Source organism: Sphingomonas xanthus, from assembly GCF_007998985.1.
GTDB classification, from domain to species: Bacteria; Pseudomonadota; Alphaproteobacteria; order Sphingomonadales; family Sphingomonadaceae; genus Sphingomicrobium; species Sphingomicrobium xanthum.
Genome location: NZ_CP041659.1, coordinates 1,861,085 through 1,884,438, shown reverse-complemented (window position 1 = coordinate 1,884,438; position 23,354 = coordinate 1,861,085). Strand labels below are relative to the sequence as shown.

Genomic DNA, 23,354 nt, shown 5'->3' with positions numbered 1-23,354 from the left:
AAGGGAGCGGCGGCGATGTTCGTTTCGGGAACGAATTGGCCTAGATACAGGTTGGTAGTCGCAACATCTCACAGGGGTTTAAAATGCTGCAATTTACGTCAGACCAGTGGATTATCGTGATGCTGGTTTTCGTCCTCGGCCTGCTGGTTGGCGGCTTCCTGTTCACCGGCGGCGGGCGCAAGTGGAAACAGCGCTATAACAGCGAGGCCGAGCGCCGCGCGGAACTGGAACGGATCCATGCGGAACGGGAAACCGAATGGCGAGAACGCGACTCGCTGCGCGCCGCCGCGCTGAAGGGCGACCGCAACCGCGACGGAGTTGTCGACGAGCGGGACGCCTAGCCTTCGATTTTCGAAAAATCCGCGACGTTGTGAACGGCGTCGCGGAAACGCGCGAGCAGGTTCAGGCGACGCTTGCGGGCTTCGGCATCGGAGTCGTTGACCGTGACCTTGTCGAAGAAGGCGTCGATCGGCGCGCGCAGGCTTGCGAGCGCAGTCATTGCGGCGGTGAAATCCTCCGCGGCGACGGCCCTCGCCGCGTCGGGTTCGGCCCGATCAAGTGCCGCAACCAGCGCCACTTCTTCCGCCGGGGCGTCGTCATTCTGGGTCGAGCCCGTGGCCATTTCGCGCACTGCCGCGGCGATCGCTGGCTCCTCGACCAGCACCAGCGGATCTTCCTCTCCGGTCTGCGGAATGCCCTGCTCGCCCTTCCCGGTCATAACCCGGGGCAGGTCCCATTTTTCCTTCTTGAGGATGTTCGCCGCTCGCTTGTAACCGGCCAGCAGGTCACCCCCCTCCCCGGTCGTTACAAACCCCTGCAAGGCCGTGACCCGCGCCAGCAGCCGGACCAGGTCGTCCTCCCCGCCAAGCGCGAACACCGCATCGATCAGGTCGTGGCGAACCCCGGCTTCGCGCTGCTGCACCTTCAAGCGGTCGGCGAAGAAGGCCAGCAGTTCGGAAACGTCGAGCGCAGCGCCTTCGGCGCCAAGCCCGGCCTTGGCCTGTTCCAACGCCGCCTGCAGCCGAAGACGCGTGCCGTTCGAAAGGATTGTCAGGATCGTCTGCAGCGCCGCGCGGCGCAGCGCGAAGGGATCCTTCGATCCGGTGGGCTTGATGCCGCGCGCGAAGAAGGCGGCCAGCGTATCGAGCCGGTCGGCGAGCGCGACGCACACCGCGACCGGGCCTTCCACCGAAGCTTCATATTGCTGGCGCAATGCCGCCACGGTGCCCGGCTCCTCGCCCTGCCGGTCGGCATAATAGCTGCCCATCACCCCCTGCAGCTCGGGGAACTCGCCGACCATGCCGGTTGCAAGGTCGGCCTTGGCCAGCAGTCCGGCGCGACGCGCAATCTCGGGATCGCACTCAGGGAAATAATCCCGCGCCAACCGGGCTGAAAGCTCGGCCATCCGGTCCGCCTTGGCTCGCAGTGAACCCATGCCCTCGTAAAACAGCATCGATTCCAGCTTGGGCAGAAATTCCTCGAGCCCGAGCTTCAAATCCTGCTCCCAGAAAAAGCGCGCGTCGCTCAACCGGGCTGCGAGCACCCGCTCATTGCCGGCAACGATCGCTTCGCCGCCGTCATTGGCGTCGATGTTCGCGGTGCAGACAAAGTGCGGCGCAAGCTTCCCGTCCGGGGAACGCATCACGAAATATTTCTGGTTGATGCGCGCGGTGAGCTGGATCACTTCCTCGGGGACGTCGAGATACTCCGGATCGAACCCCCCGAGCAGCGGGCGCGGCCACTCGGTCAGGCCGGCATTTTCAACCACCAGCCCCTCGTCCTCAACCAGCAGGAAGCCGGCATCCTCGGCCGCGTCGAAGGTGCCCTTGCGGATGATCGCCTCGCGCTCTTCCTGGTCGACGATGACGTGGCAGGCGCGCAGCTTTTCGACATAGTCATGGGCCCCGCCAATGGTGATTGGCCCGGGATGGTGGAAGCGGTGACCGAGCGTGGCGGCTCCGCACGACACACCCTCGATCGCCACCGGCACGATTTTCTCGCCAAGCAGCGCGACGATCGAATGAAGCGGCCGCACCCAGCGGAGTGAGGCCGCCGACCGCGACGCCGCGCCCCAGCGCATCGCCTTGGGCCATGGAAAGTCGCGAATGATCGCGGTTACCGCCTCGGCAAGGACATCCGTCGTGGATCGACCCGGCTTGTCGACCACCGCGAACCAGGTGCCGTCGCGATCCTCCAGTTGGTCCCGGGTCAGGCCGGTCTTGCGCAGGAAACCGTCGAGCGCCTGCGGCGGGGCGGAGGTGCGCGGACCCTTCAGTTCCTCGCGTACCGCTTCCGTCGCCAAGGGCAAATCCCGTGCGATCAGCGCCAGGCGGCGGGGGGTCGAATAATTGTCGACGCCGGCATGGCTCAGCCCGGCCGCGCTCAGCGCCTCGACCATCATCCGCGCCAGGTCGTTGCGCGCCTTGGCCTGCATTCGGGCCGGAATTTCCTCGCTGAGCAATTCAAGCAGGAAATCGGCGGCGTCATTTTCGGTCGCGCCGGAGGCAAGCCGGTCGCTCATGCCGCATATCCCTTGTAATCCATCCAGGCCTGGCAGGCGCCCTTGGCGAGATCGCGGACCCGGCCGATATAGGCCTGCCGCTCCGCCACCGAGATGACGCCGCGCGCCTGGAGCGTATTGAAGATGTGGCTGGCCTTGATCGCCTGTTCATAGGCGGCGATCGCGACCCCAGCATTGAGGCTGTTCTCACTCTCCGCGACTGCCTTTTTGAATCCGTCGAAGAGGGATTGGGTGTCGGCGACCTCGAAATGCCATTTCGACATCTGCCGCTCATTTTCGAGGAACACGTCGCCGTAGCTAACGCCGGCGTCGTTGAACCGGAGGGCGAACACGTTGTCGACCCCCTGGATGTACATCGCCAGCCGTTCGAGGCCATAGGTCAACTCGCCCGCCACCGGCTTGCAGTCGAAGCCTCCGACCTGCTGGAAATAGGTGAACTGGGTGACTTCCATCCCGTCGCACCACACTTCCCAGCCAAGCCCCCAGGCGCCAAGCGTCGGGCTTTCCCAATCATCCTCAACGAAACGAATGTCATGCTTCAGTGAGTCGATCCCGATCGCATCGAGCGAGCCGAGATAGAGCTGCTGCAGGTCCGCAGGGCTGGGCTTCAGGATCACCTGATACTGGTAGTAATGGCCAAGCCGGTTCGGATTTTCGCCATAGCGGCCGTCGGTCGGGCGGCGGCATGGCTGGACGAAGGCCGCATTCCACGGGTCGGGGCCCAGCGCACGCAGCACCGTTGCCGGATGGAAGGTCCCCGCCCCCATCTCCATGTCATAAGGCTGGAGGATAATGCATCCCCGGTCGCCCCAATACCGATGCAGGGTCAGGATTAGGTCCTGGAAGCTCAGGCTCACGGTGCAGCTTTTCCCGTCATGAAACAGTTGGCGGGCTTTGGCGCATCGCAAGGGCCTCGGCAAGTGGACGAAGCCGGGGATCGTCCCTATCTCTGCCCTTGATGTGGGGCTGGAGGGAATAAAGTGATGAGTTTGTTCAAGCGCTTCGAACGCAAGCTGGCCTGGGCCGGCGCCGTTGCCGCGATCGCCTGCGCGGCGCCCGCGGTCGCCGAGTCCAAGCCTGCGATGTGGAAGGTCGCCGATGCAGACACTACCATCTATCTGTTTGGCACCATCCATCTGCTGCCCGACGGCACCCAATGGCGCAGCCCCGCATTCGATGCCGCCGCCACCGCTTCGGACACGCTCGTCATCGAAACGGTGATCGACGAGACCAACCCCGCCGCGACCGTTGGCGAGATGTTCAAGCTGGCAGTCTCGCCGGGCCTGCCGCCGCTAGCTGATCGGGTCGACGCCGCGCACAAGGATGCGCTGTCGAAGGCGATCGCCAAGTCCGGGCTTCCGGCGCCGATATTCGACAAGCTGGAAACCTGGGCAGCGGCATTCATGCTGCTTGGCGTCCAGTTCAAGGACTTGGGCCTCCAGCCTGGGTCCGGCGTTGAAAGCGCGCTCAAGAAGCAGTTCTCCGAGGGCGGCAAGACGGTCGGGCAGCTGGAAACCAATGCCGAGCAGTTCGGTTATTTCGATACATTGTCTGAGGCGGCGCAGCGCAAGTTTCTCGAGGGCGTGCTCGACGACCCGGCGGCGATGAAGAAAGAGTTCGGCGGGATGCTCGACGCATGGATCAAGGGCGATGTTGCCGGCATTGCCAAGAGCTTCAACGTCGAGCTCGATGAGGCGCCCGAACTGATGGATGCCCTGATCCGCAAGCGCAATCTGAATTGGACGGCCTGGGTCAAGCAGCGCATGGACCAGCCGGGCACGGTGATGGTGGCGGTCGGCGCCGGACATCTTGCCGGGGACCATTCGGTGGTCTCGATGCTTGAAAAGCAGGGCGTGAAAGTCACACGCGTCCAATAATGACCGCAGCCCCGACTCGGTTCGTCGCAAATCTGGGGACAACTGCTGCGCCGTTGATTGACGGTTAATCCTTATTAGCCAACACTTTGACCCTCAACCGGCGGGGGGTCGCCAGTGACGATATTTGGGATTGTTAACGGGCCTATTGCGCCCTTTAGAGGCTTTGGCAGGGGCCTTGGCGCGCTGGCCTTGGTGGTGGCCGGTGCGGCCTCGGCCGCCGCACCCGCGCTGCCCGCGCCGCCCGCGCCGCAGCAGGCCCTCCCGGTCAGTTTCGCCACGCCGGCCCTGTGGAAAATCCAGGACGCCGATACGACAATCTATCTGTTCGGAACCTTTCACACGCTCGATGGCCGCACCGCCTGGTTCGACCAGCGCATCCGCCATGCCTTCGATCGATCGGGCGAGCTTGTGCTGGAAACCGTCGCCCCGGCGGATCCCGCCAGCGCCGGAAGGGAGGCGACTACCGGAGCCGATGGACGGCCCAAGGCTTTCATCGCCCAGACTCGAACCGCGATCAGCAACGGCCAGCAGCAGCTAGGCCTTTCGGTCGACCATGGCGCCGACATGGTGTTGCGCCGCGTCGCCGAAAGCAGCGGAAAACCCGTCGCCGGACTTGAACGTTTTGAAGACCAGTTGAGGACACTTGCCAGCATCCCCACGGCGGCGGCGGCGCAGCCGCCCGTCCCAGCGATCGCATCACCGCCCGTCACGATGGACGGCCTACTTCGGGCGTGGAAAGCCGGGGACACCGGCGCATTTTCGACAATGCTCGCCGGGTTTGAGGCCAAGTCGCCGGTCGCCTATCGGATGCTGATCGCCGACCGCAACAGCCGCTGGGCCGACTGGATCGCCGAACGACTGGACCGCCCCGGCATCGTATTCGTCGCTGTCGGGTCGGGCCATCTCGCCGGAAAGGACAGCGTCCAACAGCGGCTCGCGGTTCGCGGGATCGCCTCGACCAGGGTCGGCTAAGGCCTCGCCAGCTTGCCAATCGCCGCGCTCGACCCTATAGGCGCGCGCTGGCTCACCCATGGTCATCCCTGGAGGCGTGGCGGAGCCGTAAACACAAGGAAATCAAACAATGAGCGAACAGCTTACGCTGCCCGCCGAAACGCGCGACCGGGCTGGCAAGGGAGCCTCCCGTGCACTGCGCCGCGAAGGCCGGGTCCCCTGCGTCGTCTATGGCGACAAGAAAGAGCCGATGTCGGTTCACGTCGAGGAAAAGCTCCTCACCAAGATGCTGAACACCGGCCACTTCATGAACTCGGTGGTCATGGTCGAAGTTGGCGGCAAGGCCAACCGCACCCTGCCGAAGGCGGTAGACTTCCACCCGGTCACCAGCCGGCCGATCCACGTCGACTTTCTGCGCATCGGCGCGCACACCATGGTCAACGTCAACGTCCCGGTCCGCTTCGACAATGAAGAAGCCTCGCCGGGCCTGAAGCGTGGCGGCGTTCTCAACGTCGTCCAGCACGACATCGCGCTGCTTTGCGACGCTGCCGAGATCCCGGACGAGATCCACATCGATCTTACCGGTCTGGAGATCGGCGATGCGATCCACATCAGCCAGGTCACGCTGCCCAAGGGCGCCAAGCCGGCGATCGACGACCGCGACTTCACCGTCGCCACCGTCGTCGCCCCGTCGGCGATGAAGTCCGAAGAAGGCGATACTTCGACCGAAGCGGGCGAAGTCCCGACCGTCGGTGAAGACGAGGCCGAAGGCGACGCCGAAGCCGGCGAAGCCGAGGGCGGCGAAGAAGCCTAAGCTTCATTCGCTTCCTGCAACGGATCAAGAACGCCCATCCCGCTTGCGGGGTGGGCGTTTTTGCTGGCAGGGACTCGATCGATGCAAATCTGGGCAGGCCTTGGAAATCCCGGCGCGCAATATGCGCTGCACCGCCACAACGTCGGCTTCATGGCGCTCGATGCCATCGCCGAATTCCATGGCTTCGGCCCGTGGCAGAAGAAATTCCGCAGCCTGGTCAGCGAAGGGCGTATCGGCCAACAGCGGATACTGCTCGTCAAGCCCCAAACCTATATGAATGTCAGCGGCGACGCGGTTCAGCTGGCGCTGCATTTCTACAAGCTCGACGAGGACGCGCTGACCGCCTTCCATGACGAACTGGACCTTGCGCCGATGAAGGTCAAAGTGCGGACCGGCGGGGGGCTAGCCGGCCACAATGGCCTCCGCTCGATCAATGCGGCGCTCGGCCCCGACTTTCGCCGCGTGCGGATTGGCATCGGCCATCCCGGGCACAAGGACCAGGTCACCAATTACGTGCTCGGCAATTACGCCAAGTCGGAGATGGATGCGCTCGCCGACCTGCTTGGCGCTATCGCCGCGGAAGCGCGATGGCTGGCCGAGGGCGACGAGGTCCGCTTCATGAGTGACGTCGCGCTGAGGCAGCAGTCATGAAGTTGCTGTTCGCCACCCCGCTCTACGAGGCGTCGCTCGGCGGCGAGCCCCTGCTTGTCGAGCTTGCCCATTCGATCCGCATGCTGGCCGAGGATGACGAGGCCGGTCGCCGCTGGAGCCGCGCCAAGGGCTATAAGGGCTATACCAGCTACGCCTCGCTCAACGATTTGCCGCGCCGCGATCCCGCTTTCGATGAACTGAAGCGCATCCTCACGCGTCACGCTGCTGCCTTCGCCCGCGCGCTGGCATGGGATGTCAAACCCAAGCTCGACAGCCTTTGGGTCAACCTCCTCAAGGGCGGCGGCCATCATTCCGCGCACATCCACCCCCATGCGGTCCTCAGCGGGACCCTTTATGTGGAAGTGCCGCCCAAGAGCGGCGCGATCCGCTTCGAGGACCCGCGCCTGCCGATGATGATGGCTGCCCCGGTTCGCCGCGACGACGCACCGGAAACGCTCCTTCCCTTCGTGGAAATGGCGCCAGAGGCTGGCTTGCTGCTACTTTGGGAAAGCTGGCTCCGCCATGAAGTACGTCCGCACGGCGCCAAGGGCGAACGGCTCAGCATCAGCTTCAACTTCGCCTAGGCGGCCAGAGCCATGCGGTCGCGGCCGGCTGCCTTGGCGAGATAAAGCGCGGAGTCCGCATCGCGAAGGCACGCGTCCAGTCCGTCGGCACCCAGCGCCGCGACACCGCCGCTGACCGTAATTCGGACCGGACCGGCGCTGGTCACGCAAAGCGATTCCGCCACTTGCACGCGCATCCGTTCGCAAATGGCGATCGCCCCATCCCGGTCGAGGCCGGGCAGAAGGACTGCAAATTCCTCGCCGCCGATCCGCGCGACCAGGTCGTTGCGCCGCACCGCGCCCTGCGCAACCATGGCGAATGTGCGAAGCACGTCATCGCCAGCGTCATGACCATAGTCATCGTTGACCCGCTTGAAATGGTCGATGTCGATCACGGCGATACTGACCGGACGGATCGCGTCATCGGACATCAGCTGTTCGACCGCCGCGCGGAACGCTCGGCGGTTGCCGAGCCCGGTGAGAGGATCGGTCAGAGCCGCCGCTTCCATCCGTTCCTCGACCGCCACCTGCCGCGAAATGTCGCGAACGACGCTCAATATGCCTTCCTGCTCGCCATGCTCGTCTAGCAGCACCCGGGCATTGCTTTCAAACCAGCGAAGCTCTCCCGACGCGAGCCGGGCAAGATGACGATAGCTGTAGGTGGCGCCCCGGGCGGCAAGCGTCGCCAGATGGCCGTCCTTGACCTGCTGCAGGGATTCGGGCGGCACCAGGCTAAGGATGTGCCGGCCGGCCAGTAATTCGGGGTCATAGCCGCCCAACTGGCGGATCGAGGGCGACGCGTAGCGGATCGTGCCGTCGGCATTCATATGGATGACGATGTCGGTGAGATTGTCCGCCAGCAGCCGGTACCGGCCTTCGCTCAATCGCAGTTCGCGATGAAGCCAGGCGCGATGCCGAAGGTCGGCGGCCACTGGCAAGACGGTCAGGACCATCGCCGCGAGGTAGAGTTGGAAGAATTGCAGCTTAGTCGATAACGACCCTTCGATCAGCTGGATCGGCCCCGATCCCGCCAGTGTCAGTCCGCCGCCGACGACTGCCACCACCACTACTGCCGCGGCGGCCCAGCTCGCACCGGCCCGAAAGGTCAAAAGGATCAGCGGCAGCAGCGGTAGGAACAGCAGCGGCCAGCCCTCTACCACGAACACGAGCAGGGTCGATGCCAGCACCAGCGACAGCAAGGCGACCGCCTCGGCCTGCTTTCGGCCCGAGGAATGGCGAAGCGACATGGCGAAGCGACCGCCGACGACCATGGTGAACAATGGTATGAAGGTGATGTTGCCGAGTCCGTGGCCGGTGACGAAATTGGCCAGGTTGGAGGTAAAGTCCCGGCCCGCGACGGCCAGGGCCGAGGCTGCAATGAGGCCCGCGATGACGGGGGCAATAACTCCGACGCACACGATGAAGCGCAGGATCCAGGACATGGATCCCAAGGGGACGTGCGACTGGCGATATTGGCGGAACAGCCGCGCGGCGACGTAAGCCTCGGTAATATTGGCAATGGCGAAGGGCACCGCCAAGGCCCAGCCGAGCCCGAACAGGCCGGTAACCAGCGTGCTGGCCAGCGCGCATCCGGCCAGCGGAACCGGCCAACGGCTGCGCGGTATGACCAGGAGGACGGCGATGAGCACCGACGAGGCGAGCCAGAGAATCGCTACGCCGCCCCCAATGCGGGTAAGGCCGATCGTCACCGTCGCGGCGGCGGCATAGGCGGCAATGAGCGCCAAATCGGAAAGCGAAGGTTTGGCCAGCGGCATCCTGCGCTGATGCACCGATAGTGGTTAACGCAATGGGCGGATTTCGATCAATTGCCACCAAAACGGATGCATTGACCGATGGCGGCGGGCACTGGTTTTTGACCGCCAGCCGCCCTAGAGGCCTCGGCAACCAAAAGGATCGAGATTTCATGGGCTTTAAATGCGGTATCGTCGGCCTGCCCAACGTCGGCAAGTCAACCCTGTTCAACGCGCTGACAGAAACGCAGGCGGCGCAGGCCGCCAACTACCCTTTTTGCACGATCGAGCCCAACGTCGGCCAAGTCGCGGTTCCCGACCCGCGGCTCGACAAGCTGGCGGCCATCGCCTCGTCCGCCAAAATCATCCCAACCCAGCTCGCCTTTGTCGACATCGCCGGATTGGTGAAGGGCGCATCGAAGGGCGAAGGACTTGGCAACCAGTTCCTCGGTAACATCCGGGAAGTCGATGCCATCGTCCATGTCCTGCGCTGTTTCGAAAATGACGACATCCAGCATGTCGACAATCATGTGAACCCGATCGCCGATGCCGAGGTGGTCGAGACCGAATTGCTGTTGTCCGACCTCGAAAGCCTGGAAAAGCGCGTCCCCAACCTCATCAAGCGGGGACAGCAGGGCGACAAGGAATCGAAGATCGCCGCTTCGGTCCTCGGCCAGGCACTGGAGCTGCTGCGTGAAGGCAAGCCGGCTCGCCTCACCCAGCCCAAGGACGACGAGGAAGCGCGCCTCTTCGCGCAGGCGCAGCTGATTACCGCCAAGCCAGTGCTCTATGTCTGTAACGTCAACGAGGATGAGGCGGCGGAGGGCAATGCCTACAGTGCAGCGGTGTTCGATAAGGCCAAGGCCGAAGGCGCCAATGCCGTCATCGTTTCCGCGGCGATCGAATCCGATCTCGTCGGCATGGACATGGACGAGCGTATCGCTTTCCTTGAAGAAATGGGCCTTCACGAAACTGGCCTCGCCCGCGTCATCCGTGCCGGCTACGACCTGCTTCACCTCATCACCTTTTTCACCGTTGGCCCCAAGGAAGCGCGGGCCTGGACGGTCGAGAAAGGCAGCAGGGCACCCCAGGCGGCCGGCGAAATCCACACCGATTTCGAACGGGGCTTCATCCGCGCCGAGACGATTGCCTATGACGATTATGTCGCGTTGAACGGCGAGGCCGGCGCCCGCGACGCCGGCAAGCTGCGGCAGGAAGGCAAGGAATATATCGTGAAGGACGGCGACGTCCTCCACTTCAAGTTCAACGTCTGAGCGCAGCGGAGGGCCATCGCGCCGCCGTGGCCGCGGGAAGGACGGCTGGACCCTGCCCTATTCGTCCTTAGGAAATTGATAGTCGAAGGGATCGGTCGGCAGTGGCTGCGTTGGCAGCGGCGGCCGCGGTAACTCCTTCTCGCTATTGGCCGCCGCCAGCAGCATTCCGGCCATCACCACCGACGCCTGGCGCAGATCGGCCGCCTTCATATGGTCGAAAGTGTCGATGCTGCTGTGGTGCAGCCGCGATCCATAATCGAGCGGGTCCTGGACAAATTGGAAGCCGGGAACGCCGACCGCCTGCATGTAGACATGGTCGGTTCCGCCGGTCGGCGCCGCGACGACGGCGGTCGCGCCCATGCTGGCGAATGGGCTCATCCACTCCTTGAGCAGCGGCACCGCGCCATGATTGCCCTCGGCATAGACGCCGCGCAGCTTGCCCGACCCATTGTCCATGTTGAAATAGGCCTTAAGCTGGCCGTAGCCGGCCTTCTTGGCGATTGGCCAACCTTCGCGCCAATAGCTCACCCGTTGCGCCGCAGGCGTCCCGGACGGAACGGGGCGGGACGCGATATGGCGTTCGATATAGGCAAGGCTGCCGTATAGGCCTTGTTCCTCCGCGCCCCAAAGCGCGAAGCGGATGGTCCGTTTGGGACGGACGCCCAACGTCTTCAGGATGCGAGCGGCTTCGAGCACGACCGCGCTGCCCGCGCCATTGTCGACCGCCCCGTCGGCTGCCGCCCAGCTGTCGAGATGGGCGCCGGCCATGACATAGCCGGCCTGCGGATCGCTGCCCGGGATTTCGCCAATGATATTATAGGCTTGGCTGTCCTGGTCGAGAAAACGCACGTCGGAGCGAATCTCCAGCACCGGTGCCGGACCATTTTTGGCGAAGCGCGCAAGCCGGCGATAGTCCTCGGCGGCGATCTCGATCCCTGGCAGTTTTGGGGTTGTGCCGACATGATGGCTGTAGCCGGCGCCATGGACCAGCTTGCCGTCGCGATAGGAAATGCGCGCCCACGCCAGCGCGCCCTCGCTGGCCAGGAAATTGTCGAGGTCGGCGGCATATTTGTTGCGCTTTAGCCGCTCTTCGAGCGAATCATGGCTGTGTTCGGGCTGGCGATACTCGTCGAGCTTGCCAAGCCCGGCGCTGTCGTGGCGCCGGAAATAGGGTTCGGTCGGCTCACTGCCGTCGCCAGGCAGGCTGATCAGCACAATCTTTCCGCGCAGCTTGCCGCGATAGGCGGCGAAATGGCGTCGCTCACTGATCGGCGCCATCACCACCTCGGCGCGAAGCGTGCCGTCTGTCGGTGGAGTCCAGGCGACGGGGATGGCAGTCAGCTTGATCGGGCGCGGCGCGACCATGCGCACCTCACTGTCGATGAGATCCCAGCCGCGGCCGAATTCGAAGCCTTCGCGGCGGACATCGCTCAGTCCATAGGACTGCATCTTATGCTCGGCCCATTTCTCCGCGCGGCGCATGCCGGTCGAGTTGGTCAGCCGCGCGCCGATCCCGTCAACGAGCTCATGCGCCGTTGCCATCACCTGGCTGCGGTTCATTCCCTCATCGATGACCCGGGCAATGTCATTGGCCCGTGCCGGCGCACCGAGCGCGACCGTCGCCGCCGCAAGCAGCAGCCCCTGTTGAACGCGAAATGTCATGATCGAAAAAAGTCCCTGAATGGAATTACGCGCAAGCCTGCATGGGCCTTCGGCTGGCGCAAGCGCCGCTCCCCCTGTGACCTGCCCTTTTCGACGAACGGCGGCGCTCGCCGATCAGAAGCGGGTGCCGACCCGAAGCCCGATGGTTCGCGGCGTGCCCGGCAGGATCTTGGTCTGGAAACAGCTTGAGCAGGTGACGAACCGGCTCAGGTCATTCCGTTTATCGAACAGGTTGGCTACATAAAGTTCGATATTGTAGCGCTGCCAGCTGATCCCGCCGGCCACGTCGACCAGGGTCGACGCACGGATCTTGCCAAGCACTTCGCGCGGATTGACGATGCCGCCGGTGCCAACCCACAGGATCTGCGTGCGAAGCGTTGCCGGCGCGCTTCCCTGATAGGCCACGCCCGCCTGAACATGGGCGCGCGCGGCGGCCATCACAGGCCAGCTGTAGCGTGCCGTGACACTCCCCTTTAAACGCGGGGTGATCGGCAGCCGCGTGCCCTTTTCGGCCGCGACGAAGCTGTCGGGACAAGGCGGTTCATCGCCGTTGGCGGCGCAAATGGTCCCGGTTGTCTTGGCGTCGGTATAGGCCGCGGCGGCGTTGATGGTCAGGCCGCGATGAGCATAGCTGACGTCGGTTTCGACGCCATTGATCCTTGCGTCCGACCCATTCTGAATTTCCGTGAAACTGTTCGCCCCGAGGAAGCTGAACTGAAACTTGTTCCATTTCTGGTGGTAGACGGCACCGTTCCAGCGGAGCCGGCCGTCGGCGAGAGTGGTTTTCCAGCCGACTTCGAAATTCGTGAGATAGTCCGGATCATAAGGCGCGATGTCCGCCCGCCGATTGAGGCCGCCCGGACGGAAGCCGCGTGACCAGGTGCCATAGAACATCAGGTCGTCGTTGGGCTTGTATGTGGCGTTTAGCCGGTGGGTGAACCCGCTGCCCTTGGCCCGTTTGGGCTTGAGCTTGCCGTCCTCATATTCCGCCAAATTGGTGCAAGGTGCACCGCGCAGACCGGGCAGCAGTGTCCGGTCGCTTGCATAGCTGTCGGTATCGCGATCGTAGAGCCGCTCCCCGCTTTCGGTGAAGCATTGGGCAACACCCGTCCGGCTCGATCCGGCGCCGTTGCGCGGAAAGGCCGAAAAGGGACCATCGCCGCCATCGCCCGGATTGCGGCCGAAGCCGAAGAAACCGATCAGCGTGTTGTCATATTTGAACAGGCGCCCGCCAGCGGTGATGGTCACCTGCGGGGTGACGTCGAAACTGGCCTCGCCGAACAGGGCATAATCCTTATCGACGCGATTTTGTTCGGTCAGCCACAATGTCCCGGCTAAGCCGTTGACCGACAGTTCGGGGGCCAGGTCGTCAACGCGATAATCCTGATGGATCTGGTTTGACTGCCGCTGATAGAAAGCGCCGGCAATGACCCTGAACGGCCGGTCCGCCGGAGAGGCGATGCGGATTTCCTGGCTCAGCTTTTTGAAATGGTCGGTGCCAATGATGTATTGGCGCGGATCGATGAAATTTCCCGCGCCATCGAGATAATAGAAATAGGCCAGCCCGCCGTAATCCGGGTTATAGTCCGCATAGAGCGCGTCATAAGTGTCGGCATAATCGCTGTAATCGCTTAGCGTATAGGTTTTGCGGTTGAGGTAGGCGCCGGCGTAGGTGATGTCGAAATTGGCAATCTTGCCTTCGATCGTCAGCGCCGCCTGGGTGAAGCGATCCTTGCGGACCTCGTCGAAATAACGGTCGATCTTGAGGTCGCCGATATTGGGGTCATAGGCGAAAAATCCGTCGGCCTTCAGGTTCTGGTGGAACACTGTCGGAGTCACGGTCCAATTGTCGTCGAGGTCGACCTTCAGCGCGGCTCGGCCGCCATAGATCCGCTGGTCGTTGTGGTTCTTCTTCGCCAGGTCGGCATTGTCGATCGTGATGTCGGCGACGTCATCGTCGAACACATAATAGCTGCGTTCGCGGAACACATTGTCGATATAGCCGGCGTCGCGCTGGTAAAAGGCGACCCCGCGGAAGGCCATCCGCTCCGAAATAGGCAGATTGACCATGCCGTCCAGCTTTCCGCCCCAGCCGCCGTGCGCCACCTTGTTGATTTCCGCATCGACCCGGCCCGAGGTGACGCCCAGCTCAGGCTTGTTGGTGATAATGCGGATCGTACCCGCCTGACTCGACGCGCCGTAAAGCGTGCCCTGCGGACCGGCGAGGCTTTCGATCCGTGCAATGTCATAGATATGGATATCGAGCGTGCCACCGATGGTCGTCACCGGCTGTTCGTCGAGATAGGTTCCGACCGACGGCAGCGAACCCGAGTGGTTTCCATCGCCGCCGCTGGCTACGCCGCGCATGTAGACGACGGTCAGACCGGGCTGGGCGGTCTGATAGGCGACGGACGGAAGCTGCTTGGTATAATCCTCGAAGTTGGCGATGTTCAGCTGGTCAAGCCGGCGGGTACCGATCGCCTGGACGCTGATCGGCACGTCCTGGAGATTTTCCTCGCGCTTCTGCGCAGTGACAACGATGATGTCGCGATCGTCAGGGGCGGTCTGGGCTGCGGCAACCGAAGGCTGGTCAGCGGGATCGGTCGGCGCCGGACTGTCCTGTCCCAGCGCGGGCTGCGCCAGAGCGGTGGAAGCAAGCAGGCCAAGCGTAAGCGCGCGGATCGTCCGGTTAGTCATTGATGCCCCCATCAGACTGGTAACCGGATAGCGACAGACGGCCTGCCCCTTGTCAAACGGAAAAGTTGCAGGCTCGAACTTAAATGTCCAACCCGTTGATTTGGTTGAAACCCGGCGCTTCGGGATAGGCTTCTAGAACGTCTCCTAGTGCCTCTTTAAGTGGATCGAGGAACGACTCATAGGCGCGCCACTCCTCGGTCGCGTCGCGGTAGATGGGTTGGCGAACCTGTTCGGAACTGGCGGTGCGGACCGCCCGGTCGGTCTGGTGGAAATCGAGGCAGGCCTGTTCAAATTCCAGCCCGCAATGGGCCAGCAGCGCGCGCACCTGCGCTTCGGTATCGTCAACCATCCGCTCGTAGATTACGCGGTGGACCTTGCCCGGAAGCAGCGCATCGACATGGGCCATCAGCCGGACATAGTCGCGATAATAGCTGCCGACGTCGGCCAGGTCGTAGGTGAAGGCCTGGCCGCGGGCGAAATGCTGGCGAAAGTTAGAAAAGCAACAGCCGAGGGGGTGGCGTCGCGCGTCGATAATTCTGGCATTAGGGAGCACGAGCTGGATGAACGGCACGTAGAGCCAATTGTTAGGCAGCTTGTCGATGAAAAAGGGTCTTTCGGTCCGCCGCTGGACGGACACGCGCTGGAGATACTCGCGCCCGATCGAGGTCCGCTCCTCCCCGCTCAGAAGCAGCGCACTGCCGGGATAGCCAGGGGCACGGCGGGCCAGTGCCGGCAGGTCGGGCAGCTCTGATGTGCCTTCGACCAGCGAGTGCGAGGCGAGAATCTGTTCGACGAGAGTGGATCCGGCGCGCGGCATCCCGACGATGAAGATCGGGTCGGGCGCGTCGCAGCCGCCCGGCCGCTCTGCCAGAGCCTCCGCAGTAAAGGTCGCGATGGCTTGATCGACTGCTCCGGACATGTCTTGGCGGCGATAAGGCTGCCCCTTGCGGCGAAGGGCGTTGCCGCGCTCGAAATGCCCGAAGGCCCGCTTTGCCAGCCCTGCGTCGTGCATTGCTTTGCCTAGCGCGAACTCGAGATGAAAGCGGTCCTCCTCGACCAGCGCCTCATCCGCCAGCGTGGCTTCCATCGCCGCGACGTCGCTGGCATCAAATTTCACGGTCTTGAGGTTGGACAGGCTGAACCAGGCCTCGCCGAGCCGAGGGCTCAGCGCAATCGCCCGGCGATAGGCGGCGATGGCGTCCGCCTGCCGCCCGACGGTTTTCAGCATATGGCCGTAACTCATCCACACTTTGGGCTGGTTGGGCGCGCGCTCGATAACGCTTTCGTAAAGGGAGATCGCGTCCTCGAAGTCGCCGAGGCGGGCGAGCGTCGCCGCCTTGAGGTTACGATGACTGATGTCTTCGCCATCGGCCTCGAACAGTGCGTCGAGCAACGGCAGCGCTTCGCTGGGCCGGCCCATCCGCCCGAGCACCAGCGCCAGCTGCGCCCGTGCCGCCGTAAATCCCGGCGCCACTTCCAGCGCCCTGCGAAGCAGATGCTCGGCATCATGGAGTCGGCCGATCCGCCAAGCAAGTTCTGCAAGCATGCGGATCGCCCGGGCATCGAACGGGTCCTCCTTGAGATGCGGCTTCAACAGCCGTTCCGCGACGTCGAGCCGATTGTCGTGGAGCGCCAGCGCCGCCTCAAGAAGGCGCGGATGCCAGCGATGAAATGATGCGCTCCCCACGCGCCAGTCCTAGCCGCAGGAATATGGCGCCGCCAAGCACCCCGACAATGAGTTGCAAATTAGGACTTTCCGCCCAGCATGAAAAGGGCGATGAAGCGGGATGATCTATTTCGAAGATATCGAGGTCGGCGCCACTACGCTGTTCGGCCATTATGACGTGACCCGCGAAGAGGTCATTGAATTCGCGCAGAAATATGACCCTCAGCCGTTCCATCTGAGCGACGAAGCCGCGGCCCGGACTCATTTCGGGCGAATCGCCGCGTCGGGCTGGCACACCACGGCGATGACCATGGCGGTGATCGCCCGCCACGTCGTCGCCACCGAACAGGCCGGTCTGGGCTCTCCGGGGATCGATGAACTGCGCTGGCTGAAGCCGGTCTATCCCGGCGACCGCCTCACGGTCACGGGGACGATCGTCGAGAAAACCCCGTCCCGGTCAAAGCCGAATATCGGCAGCTTCCGGACGGAAACGACGGTTACCAACCAACATGGCGAACCGGTAATGCGCTATACGTCGATCGTATTGATGCTGCGCAAGCCGGCCGATTAATCGCGGCGATCACGCCGGTTCTCGCGCCGCAGCTCGCGCCGATCTTCCGCGACCTCGCGACGATATTCCCGCCGCTCCTTGCGGTTTTCCTTCTTCAGCGTGCGCTTGTCGATCTCGCCGGACCGATATTGCTGACGATTGTCGTGAACGTCGCGACGCAGCTCGCGCTGCTCGCCGCGCACGTCCCGGCGAAAGCCTTCCCAATTTTCGCGGACCTGGCGCCGGTCGCGACGCTGCTCCCAATGCCGCCGCTGGGCTTTCGACCAGCGATGCCGCTTGCCGTCTCGCGCATAGACGTAATAGCCGGTGCCGGGATAATAATAGCCGCTGTACCAGCCGTAGGACGGGTAACGGGAGCCGTAGCCGTAGCCGTAGCCGTAGCTTGGTCGGTAATCATAGCCGTAGCCATAATCGTATCCGCGATAATAGGGATCGTAATAGCCGGCATTCCCGACGCCAACCGACACGCCGCTATAGCCATAGGGGGTGGTGCAGGCCGACAGTCCGATGACCGCCGCGACCGACAAGGCAGCGAGTTTAAGGGGGGACGCAATCATATTCACTCTCCGCGTTTGAGGAACGCATTGTGAATATTATCTTTTTCGCCTTGAACCTCGACTGAACCATTCAGCAGGGGTTCAGTGCCGCCAGCTAGTCGCCCTCATACGCCAGGAGGCTCACGACATCGATCCCGGCCTCATCCAGCGCCCGGCCTCCGCCGAGGCCCGGAAGGTCGATGACGAAGCGCGCGCCGACGACCTTGCCACCCGCACGCTGCACCAGCCGCACCGCCGCCAGGGCGGTTCCGCCGGTGGCCAGGAGGTCATCGACAATCAGAACCCGGGCGCCCGGCGCACAGGCGTCGACATGCATCGCAAGGCGGTCGCGGCCATATTCCAGCGCATAATCCTCGGCGATGGTCGCGCCGGGCAGCTTGCCGTCCTTGCGCACCAGCAGCAGTCCGGCGTTCAACCTAACCGACAAGGCCCCGCCGATAGCGAACCCCCGCGCCTCGATCGCCGCGACCAGGTCGACCGGCCCGGTCACCGTCGCAGCGAGCGCATCGACCGTGGCAGCAAGGCCGTCGCGGTCGAGAAACAATGTCGAAATATCGCGAAACTGGATCCCCGGCCTTGGGAAATCCGGAATGGTGCGGACGAGCGCCCTGATCGCGTCAGTGGCGCCCGCCATGCCCCAATCCCCTACTTGGCCGCGGCCTTCTTGGTCGCGCGGGTGCGCTTGGCCTGGTTCTTGGGGTCGAGGACTCCCTTCGGCGCGACCTTGCGCTTCGCCTCGGCCCAGATGTTCCGATAGCTTAGATAGCCGAGGATGGTTGCGACGATCAGGAAGATGATCACCGCGAGACCCGACCGATGGCGGTTCTCCAGCTTCGGTTCGGCGGTCCACAGCAGGAAGGCCGATACGTCCTTGGCCATCTGGTCGACCGTCGACTTGGTGCCGTCGGCATAGGTGACCTGCCCATCGCCAGTCAGCGGCGGAGCCATGGCGATGTTGAGATTGGCGAAATAGGGATTGTAGTAAAGTCCCTCGCCGGTCTTCGCTTCCGGGAAATGCTTGAGCAGTTCGGCCGGCTGCGCCTGATATCCCGTCAGCAGCGAATAGACATAGGCCGGGCCGCCCTCGCGCGCCTTGGCGATCAGCGAAAGGTCGGGCGGATAGGCGTTGTTATTCGCCGCCCGCGCCGCCGTTTCGTTGGGATAGGGACTCGGGAACTTGTCGACCGGGGTCGCCTTGCGAAGCGCGGCTTCGCCGGTGTCCGGATTGATACCCGGCACTTCGCGCTGGCCGGCCTCGGCCTTGATTTCGGCCTCCGAATAGCCGAGCGCGGCGAGATCGCGGAAAGAGACTAGGCTAAGCCCGTGGCAGGCCGCGCAGACTTCCTTGTAGACCTGATAGCCGCGCTGAAGCTGCTGGCGGTCAAACTTGCCCAGCGGCCCGTTGGACGACAGCGCCAGCTTCTTCGGTTCGCGATGGAACTCATGTTCCGCGGTCGGTGACGGCGGCGTTCTGAAAAAGCCGATGGCGTCGGCCGTCAGGCTGATGAGCGCAACGCCCGCGAAAACCAGGCCGACGAGAAAAGCGATGATACGGACCATGGTCCCCGATTCCCCTTATTGAGCTGCCGCGGGCGTAGAGCCCAGCGGAGCCGCTTCCTCAGCCTCGCCGTGCAGGACCGATTCCGAAATGGAATTGGGCAGCGGCAGCGTGCGCTCGAATTTGGAAACGAGCGGCAAAATGATGAGGAAGTGCGCGAAATAATAGGCGGTCGCGATCTGGCTGATGGCGACGTAGGGCTGTTCCGCCGGCATCACGCCGCAGAAACCGAGCACCGCGATGTCGAGCATCAGGATCCAGAAGAAGCGCTTGAACACCGGCCGGTAATGACCCGAGCGAACCGGCGACTTGTCCAGCCAGGGCAGGAAGAACAGCAACAGGATCGAGCCGAACATCGCCAGCACGCCCCACAGCTTCGCCGGAAGGATCAGGTCGAAGGTGAAGGCGCGCAGGATCGCGTAGAACGGCCAGAAATACCATTCGGGAACGATATGCGCCGGGGTCGCCAGCGGGTTAGCCGGAATATAATTGTCCGGATGCCCCAGGGCGTTCGGCGCAAAGAACAGCACCGCGCAATACAGGATAAGGAACAGGCCGACGAACCAGCCGTCCTTCGCCGTGTAGAAGGGGTGGAACGGCAGCGTATCCTTTTCGCTCTTCACATCGACACCGGTCGGATTTCCCGATCCCGGAATGTGCAGCGACCAGATGTGCAGCACGACCACGCCGGCGATAACGAATGGCAGTAGATAGTGGAGCGAGAAAAAGCGCGACAGAGCGGCCTGGTCCGGCGCGTAGCCGCCAAGCAGCCACACGCGGATCGGTTCACCGACGACCGGGATCGCCGAGAAGAAGCCGGTGATGACCTGCGCACCCCAATAGCTCATCTGCCCCCAGGGAAGGACATAGCCCATGAAGGCCGTGGCCATCATCAAGAGGTAGATCACCAGCCCAAGCATCCACACCATCTCGCGCGGCGCCTTGTAGGAGCCGTAGAACAGGCCGCGGAAAATATGGATGTAGACGACGATGAAGAAGAAGCTCGCGCCGTTGGCGTGGGCATAGCGCATCAGCCAGCCCGCATTCACGTCGCGCATGATGTGCTCGATCGAATTGAACGCGCCATCGGCAGAAGCATAGTACCACATCGCCAGGACGATGCCGGTGACGATCTGGATGGTCAGGAAGATGCCGCTTAGGACACCGAAGTTCCAACCGTAATTGAGGTTGCGCGGCACCGGATAGCCGCCGCCGACGGCGTTATAGACCAGCCGCGGCAGGGGAAGCCGATTGTCGATCCAGCGACCCAATTCCGTCTTGGGTTCATAGGGCTTGGCCCAGGCAAAGCTCATGGCGTCGGGTTCCTTAACCGATGGTCACGACGGTGTCGGAGGTGAATTCATACTCCGGTACGACCAGGTTGGTCGGCGCCGGGCCTTTGCGGATTCGGGCCGCGGTGTCGTAGTGCGAGCCGTGGCAGGGGCAGAAATAGCCGCCATATTCGCCGCGATTCTCGCCAGCCGCGACGCCCAGCGGAACGCAGCCCAGATGGGTGCACACGCCAAGCGTGATCAGCCAGTTTTCCTTGCCCGGCTTGGTCCGCTCGGCAAGGCTTTGCGGATCGCGAAGCGAGGAAACATCGACCTTGTTGGCCTCGACGATTTCCTGCGGGGTCAGGTTGCGCACGAACACCGGTTGCTTGCGCCACACGGTCTTGATCGCCTGCCCCGGCGCAATCTTGGAAATATCGACTTCGGTCGAAGCGAGTGCAAGCACGTCGGCCGGCGGGTTCATCTGGTTGACCAGCGGCAGCGCGACGGCAACTGCGCCGACGCCCGCGAAGCTGACAGCGGCGATATTGATGAAATCGCGGCGGCGCAGGCTATGATCTGCCTCCACTTGCGCGACGTTGGTTTCTTCCAGCGTGGCCATGCTCACCCTTAAGACCGAATTTGGCGGATGCCGACAGGCATCGGATACGACCCTCTCCGGCAGGTCCGGAGCGGTTGGCGGGCCTGATAGCGCCTGCCCGCGCTTATGCAAATGGTCAAATTGCCCGACTTGTGCGGCAAAGCGAGGAGCGACTATCGGGCGATGATGCGCCTTGCCCTGTTCGAACCGGAAATTGCCGGCAATGTCGGCGCCGTGCTGCGGCTCGGGGCCTGCATGGGCGTCGCGGTCGACCTGATCGAGCCGATGGGCTTTGCCTGGGACGATAAAAGGGTAAGGCGCACGGCTATGGATTATATCGACCATGTCGAAGTGACCCGCCATGCGAATTTCGCCGACTTTCACGCGACCCTGACCGGCCGGATGATCCTGTTCACCACGAAGGGCCCCTCCTCGCCCTATGCATTTTCCTTTGCGCCCGATGATGTGCTGCTGTTCGGCAAGGAAAGCGCCGGGGTTCCGGATCATGTCGCAACCGCAAGTGACGCCCGGCTGCGAATCCCGATCCGCGCCGGCGTCCGATCGTTTAACCTTGCCACCTCCGCCGCGCTCGCCCTGGGAGAAGCGCTGCGCCAGACCGGAAGGCTGCCTCGATGAAGCCCCTCGACGACCAGCAACAGGCCGCACGGAGCTGGTTCGAATCACTGCGCGACAGGATCTGCGCAGAATTCGAAGCCATCGAACAGGAAGCGGGCAGCGACGCGACCTTCGAATTCATTCCTTGGGACCGCAGCGATGATGACGGATCGCCCGGCGGAGGCGGCGTGCGCGGACAAATGGCAGGCAAGATCTTCGAAAAGGTCGGGGTCAATGTTTCGACAGTCGGCGGGCGATTCTCCCCCGAATTCGCTCGCCAGATCCCCGGCGCGGAAGAAGATCCCAGTTTCTTCGCCACCGGCATCAGCTTGGTTGCGCACATGGCCAACCCGCACGCGCCGGCGGTGCACATGAACACCCGCTTCCTGACCACCACACGCCGCTGGTTCGGCGGGGGCGCGGACCTCAACCCGGCGATTCCCAATGACGAGGACACAAACGCCTTCCACGCCCGGCTGCGCGCGGCCTGCGCGGCGCACGATCCGACTTTCTACCCGCGATTCTCACAGTGGGCGGAGGAGTATTTCTGGCTGCCGCACCGCAATTGCGCGCGCGGCGTCGGCGGCATCTTCTACGACCGGCTGGAAGGTCATTTCGACCAGCATTTCGCCTTCACCCGGGACGTCGGCGAGGCCTTTCTCGACATCTTCCCGCAGATCGTGCGCAAGCGGATGGAGACTCCGTTTACCGATTCCGACATGGACCAATTGCTCGAATTTCGAGGCCGCTATGTCGAGTTCAACCTGCTTTACGACCGAGGCACGCTGTTCGGCCTCAAGACCGGCGGCAACATCGACGCGATCCTGATGAGCTTGCCGCCGCTTGCACGCTGGAAATAGCTAGTCGGCGCGGTCGACGTCGGGAACGCCCGCCTGACCGGTGTTAAGCTGAACATAGATCCGCGCGACCATCGTCGCCGCAACCGCGGTAATCATTGCCCCGACGATGCCTTCGGCCAGCGCGATCAGCAGCGCAGGCAGGTTGAGCGGCTGCACGTCACCCATCGCCAGTACAACGAGCGAACCGACCACCGCGGTGACCGCCCCGCCGGCTACCATCGCAGCGACAAGGATCAGCATCAGCAGCACGAACAGGCGGAAGAAATTGCCTTTGGTCAGCGCGAAACATCGCCCGACGATGCGCAAGGGGTTGCCGGTTTCGGTGATGGCGACGGCCGACATCGGCATCAGCCGCGTCGCGACGAACAGGAATACCAGCATCATCACCAGCATGAACGGTGCCAGGCCAGGAACCTGGGCCATGGTCTCGGCACTGATGCTGGCAGGATCGGTCAGCCCGGCATTGCCGAGCAGCAGGACGAGCAGGATCGCCGCGGCAATCGCCAATGGCAGGAATACCATCAGGGCGGCGCCGAACAGCGCGGGCGCCCTGCCCGCCGCCTTGCCGAGCGCGCCGCCCACGCTTCCAGTCCACCCGATGGCCATCGCGGCGATCGCCATCTGTCCGATCAGCGCCGTGGCAAGGACGAAGAGCATGATCAACAGGCCGGAAAGGTCGCCGGCCGGCTGGCCGGTCGGGTTAATCCAGGCTGCAAGCGCGGCGGGCACTGCGAACATAGCCAGGGCCACCGGCGCAACCAGCCGGGCCTCGCGCCCAAGAAACGCGCTGCTTTCTTCCCAAGCCTTGCCGATCGATACTTTGGTCATGCCGCTCCCCAAACCAACTTTGGCCTCTTATGGTTGGCGGCGCCGCGCCATGCAATCGCCCTTGAT

At 63.4% G+C, this 23,354-nt stretch carries 22 protein-coding genes; 10 read left to right on the top strand and 12 right to left on the bottom strand.

Annotated elements, in window-relative coordinates:
- Positions 1 to 83: 83 nt before the first annotated feature.
- Positions 84 to 341 (top strand): hypothetical protein, encoded by a 258-nt coding sequence (locus FMM02_RS09490; RefSeq protein ID WP_147494611.1) that lies wholly within the window; start codon positions 84 to 86, stop codon positions 339 to 341.
- On the opposite strand, the gene glyS is transcribed toward FMM02_RS09490, so the two are convergent.
- Entirely contained in the window at positions 338 to 2,521 is a 2,184-nt protein-coding gene (gene glyS / locus FMM02_RS09485) for a glycine--tRNA ligase subunit beta (RefSeq protein ID WP_147494610.1), read from the bottom strand. The genes FMM02_RS09490 and glyS overlap by 4 nt on opposite strands.
- On the bottom strand, positions 2,518 to 3,378 hold the full coding sequence (locus FMM02_RS09480; RefSeq protein WP_147494609.1) for a glycine--tRNA ligase subunit alpha: 861 nt from the start codon (positions 3,376 to 3,378) through the stop codon (positions 2,518 to 2,520). Before FMM02_RS09480 ends, glyS begins: the two co-directional genes overlap by 4 nt.
- Positions 3,379 to 3,504: 126 nt before the next feature.
- Here FMM02_RS09480 and FMM02_RS09475 point away from each other — a divergent pair, with 126 nt between their 5' ends.
- The 5 genes from FMM02_RS09475 to FMM02_RS09455 all read left to right on the top strand — a co-directional run bounded on the left by FMM02_RS09475 (position 3,505) and on the right by FMM02_RS09455 (position 7,398).
- Positions 3,505 to 4,398 (top strand): TraB/GumN family protein, encoded by an 894-nt coding sequence (locus tag FMM02_RS09475; RefSeq protein WP_147494608.1) that lies wholly within the window; start codon positions 3,505 to 3,507, stop codon positions 4,396 to 4,398.
- A 195-nt stretch (positions 4,399 to 4,593) separates the two neighbouring features.
- Positions 4,594 to 5,370 carry a TraB/GumN family protein gene (locus FMM02_RS09470; protein WP_187107755.1) on the top strand — a complete coding sequence of 259 codons (777 nt, stop codon included), beginning with the start codon at positions 4,594 to 4,596 and terminating at the stop codon, positions 5,368 to 5,370.
- A gap of 109 nt (positions 5,371 to 5,479) precedes the next feature.
- Complete coding sequence (locus FMM02_RS09465; protein ID WP_147494606.1) at positions 5,480 to 6,163, top strand: 50S ribosomal protein L25/general stress protein Ctc; 684 nt, start codon at positions 5,480 to 5,482, stop codon at positions 6,161 to 6,163.
- 81 nt (positions 6,164 to 6,244) lie between these two features.
- The gene (gene pth / locus FMM02_RS09460; protein ID WP_147494605.1) at positions 6,245 to 6,814 is read left to right on the top strand and encodes an aminoacyl-tRNA hydrolase; all 570 of its coding nucleotides are present in this window, start codon (positions 6,245 to 6,247) and stop codon (positions 6,812 to 6,814) included.
- A complete protein-coding gene (locus tag FMM02_RS09455) occupies positions 6,811 to 7,398 on the top strand; it encodes a TIGR02466 family protein (RefSeq protein WP_147494604.1) in 588 nt (195 codons plus the stop codon). The genes pth and FMM02_RS09455 overlap by 4 nt, the downstream gene beginning before the upstream one ends.
- Here FMM02_RS09455 and FMM02_RS09450 read toward each other — a convergent pair.
- The gene (locus FMM02_RS09450) at positions 7,395 to 9,167 is read right to left on the bottom strand and encodes a sensor domain-containing diguanylate cyclase (RefSeq protein ID WP_147494603.1); all 1,773 of its coding nucleotides are present in this window, start codon (positions 9,165 to 9,167) and stop codon (positions 7,395 to 7,397) included. The two genes, FMM02_RS09455 and FMM02_RS09450, sit on opposite strands and share 4 nt — an antisense overlap.
- 134 nt (positions 9,168 to 9,301) lie before the next feature.
- Here FMM02_RS09450 and ychF point away from each other — a divergent pair, with 134 nt between their 5' ends.
- Positions 9,302 to 10,402, top strand: coding sequence for a redox-regulated ATPase YchF (ychF, locus tag FMM02_RS09445; RefSeq protein ID WP_147494602.1), 1,101 nt, complete (start codon positions 9,302 to 9,304; stop codon positions 10,400 to 10,402).
- A 57-nt stretch (positions 10,403 to 10,459) separates the two neighbouring features.
- Here the strand turns inward: ychF and FMM02_RS09440 are convergent, their stop codons facing one another.
- From FMM02_RS09440 to FMM02_RS09430, 3 genes are all read right to left on the bottom strand, one after another.
- The gene (locus FMM02_RS09440) at positions 10,460 to 12,064 is read right to left on the bottom strand and encodes a M20/M25/M40 family metallo-hydrolase (protein ID WP_147494601.1); all 1,605 of its coding nucleotides are present in this window, start codon (positions 12,062 to 12,064) and stop codon (positions 10,460 to 10,462) included.
- Between the two features lie 114 nt (positions 12,065 to 12,178).
- Positions 12,179 to 14,761, bottom strand: a complete 2,583-nt coding sequence (locus FMM02_RS09435; RefSeq protein WP_147494600.1) for a TonB-dependent receptor — start codon at positions 14,759 to 14,761, stop codon at positions 12,179 to 12,181.
- A 79-nt stretch (positions 14,762 to 14,840) separates the two neighbouring features.
- Positions 14,841 to 16,448, bottom strand: coding sequence for a tetratricopeptide repeat-containing sulfotransferase family protein (locus FMM02_RS09430; protein WP_147494599.1), 1,608 nt, complete (start codon positions 16,446 to 16,448; stop codon positions 14,841 to 14,843).
- Positions 16,449 to 16,548: 100 nt separating this feature from the next.
- Here FMM02_RS09430 and FMM02_RS09425 point away from each other — a divergent pair, with 100 nt between their 5' ends.
- Positions 16,549 to 16,998 (top strand): MaoC family dehydratase, encoded by a 450-nt coding sequence (locus tag FMM02_RS09425; protein WP_147494598.1) that lies wholly within the window; start codon positions 16,549 to 16,551, stop codon positions 16,996 to 16,998.
- On the opposite strand, the gene FMM02_RS09420 is transcribed toward FMM02_RS09425, so the two are convergent.
- The 5 genes from FMM02_RS09420 to petA all read right to left on the bottom strand — a co-directional run bounded on the left by FMM02_RS09420 (position 16,995) and on the right by petA (position 21,006).
- A complete protein-coding gene (locus FMM02_RS09420; protein WP_147494597.1) occupies positions 16,995 to 17,555 on the bottom strand; it encodes a hypothetical protein in 561 nt (186 codons plus the stop codon). The genes FMM02_RS09425 and FMM02_RS09420 overlap by 4 nt on opposite strands.
- Positions 17,556 to 17,649: 94 nt before the next feature.
- Positions 17,650 to 18,189, bottom strand: coding sequence for an adenine phosphoribosyltransferase (locus tag FMM02_RS09415; RefSeq protein ID WP_147494596.1), 540 nt, complete (start codon positions 18,187 to 18,189; stop codon positions 17,650 to 17,652).
- 11 nt (positions 18,190 to 18,200) lie between these two features.
- Positions 18,201 to 19,115, bottom strand: a complete 915-nt coding sequence (locus FMM02_RS09410) for a cytochrome c1 (RefSeq protein WP_147494595.1) — start codon at positions 19,113 to 19,115, stop codon at positions 18,201 to 18,203.
- A gap of 15 nt (positions 19,116 to 19,130) precedes the next feature.
- Entirely contained in the window at positions 19,131 to 20,426 is a 1,296-nt protein-coding gene (locus FMM02_RS09405; RefSeq protein WP_147494594.1) for a cytochrome b, read from the bottom strand.
- 13 nt (positions 20,427 to 20,439) lie between these two features.
- A complete protein-coding gene (gene petA / locus FMM02_RS09400) occupies positions 20,440 to 21,006 on the bottom strand; it encodes a ubiquinol-cytochrome c reductase iron-sulfur subunit (RefSeq protein WP_147494593.1) in 567 nt (188 codons plus the stop codon).
- A gap of 165 nt (positions 21,007 to 21,171) precedes the next feature.
- Here petA and FMM02_RS09395 point away from each other — a divergent pair, with 165 nt between their 5' ends.
- Together FMM02_RS09395 and hemF are read left to right on the top strand one after the other, a co-directional pair.
- On the top strand, positions 21,172 to 21,621 hold the full coding sequence (locus FMM02_RS09395) for a tRNA (cytidine(34)-2'-O)-methyltransferase (protein WP_147495055.1): 450 nt from the start codon (positions 21,172 to 21,174) through the stop codon (positions 21,619 to 21,621).
- Entirely contained in the window at positions 21,618 to 22,460 is an 843-nt protein-coding gene (gene hemF, locus FMM02_RS09390; protein WP_147494592.1) for an oxygen-dependent coproporphyrinogen oxidase, read from the top strand. The genes FMM02_RS09395 and hemF overlap by 4 nt, the downstream gene beginning before the upstream one ends.
- On the opposite strand, the gene FMM02_RS09385 is transcribed toward hemF, so the two are convergent.
- Positions 22,461 to 23,288 (bottom strand): hypothetical protein, encoded by an 828-nt coding sequence (locus tag FMM02_RS09385; protein WP_147494591.1) that lies wholly within the window; start codon positions 23,286 to 23,288, stop codon positions 22,461 to 22,463. It abuts the gene before it with no gap.
- Between the last annotated feature and the right edge of the window lie 66 nt (positions 23,289 to 23,354).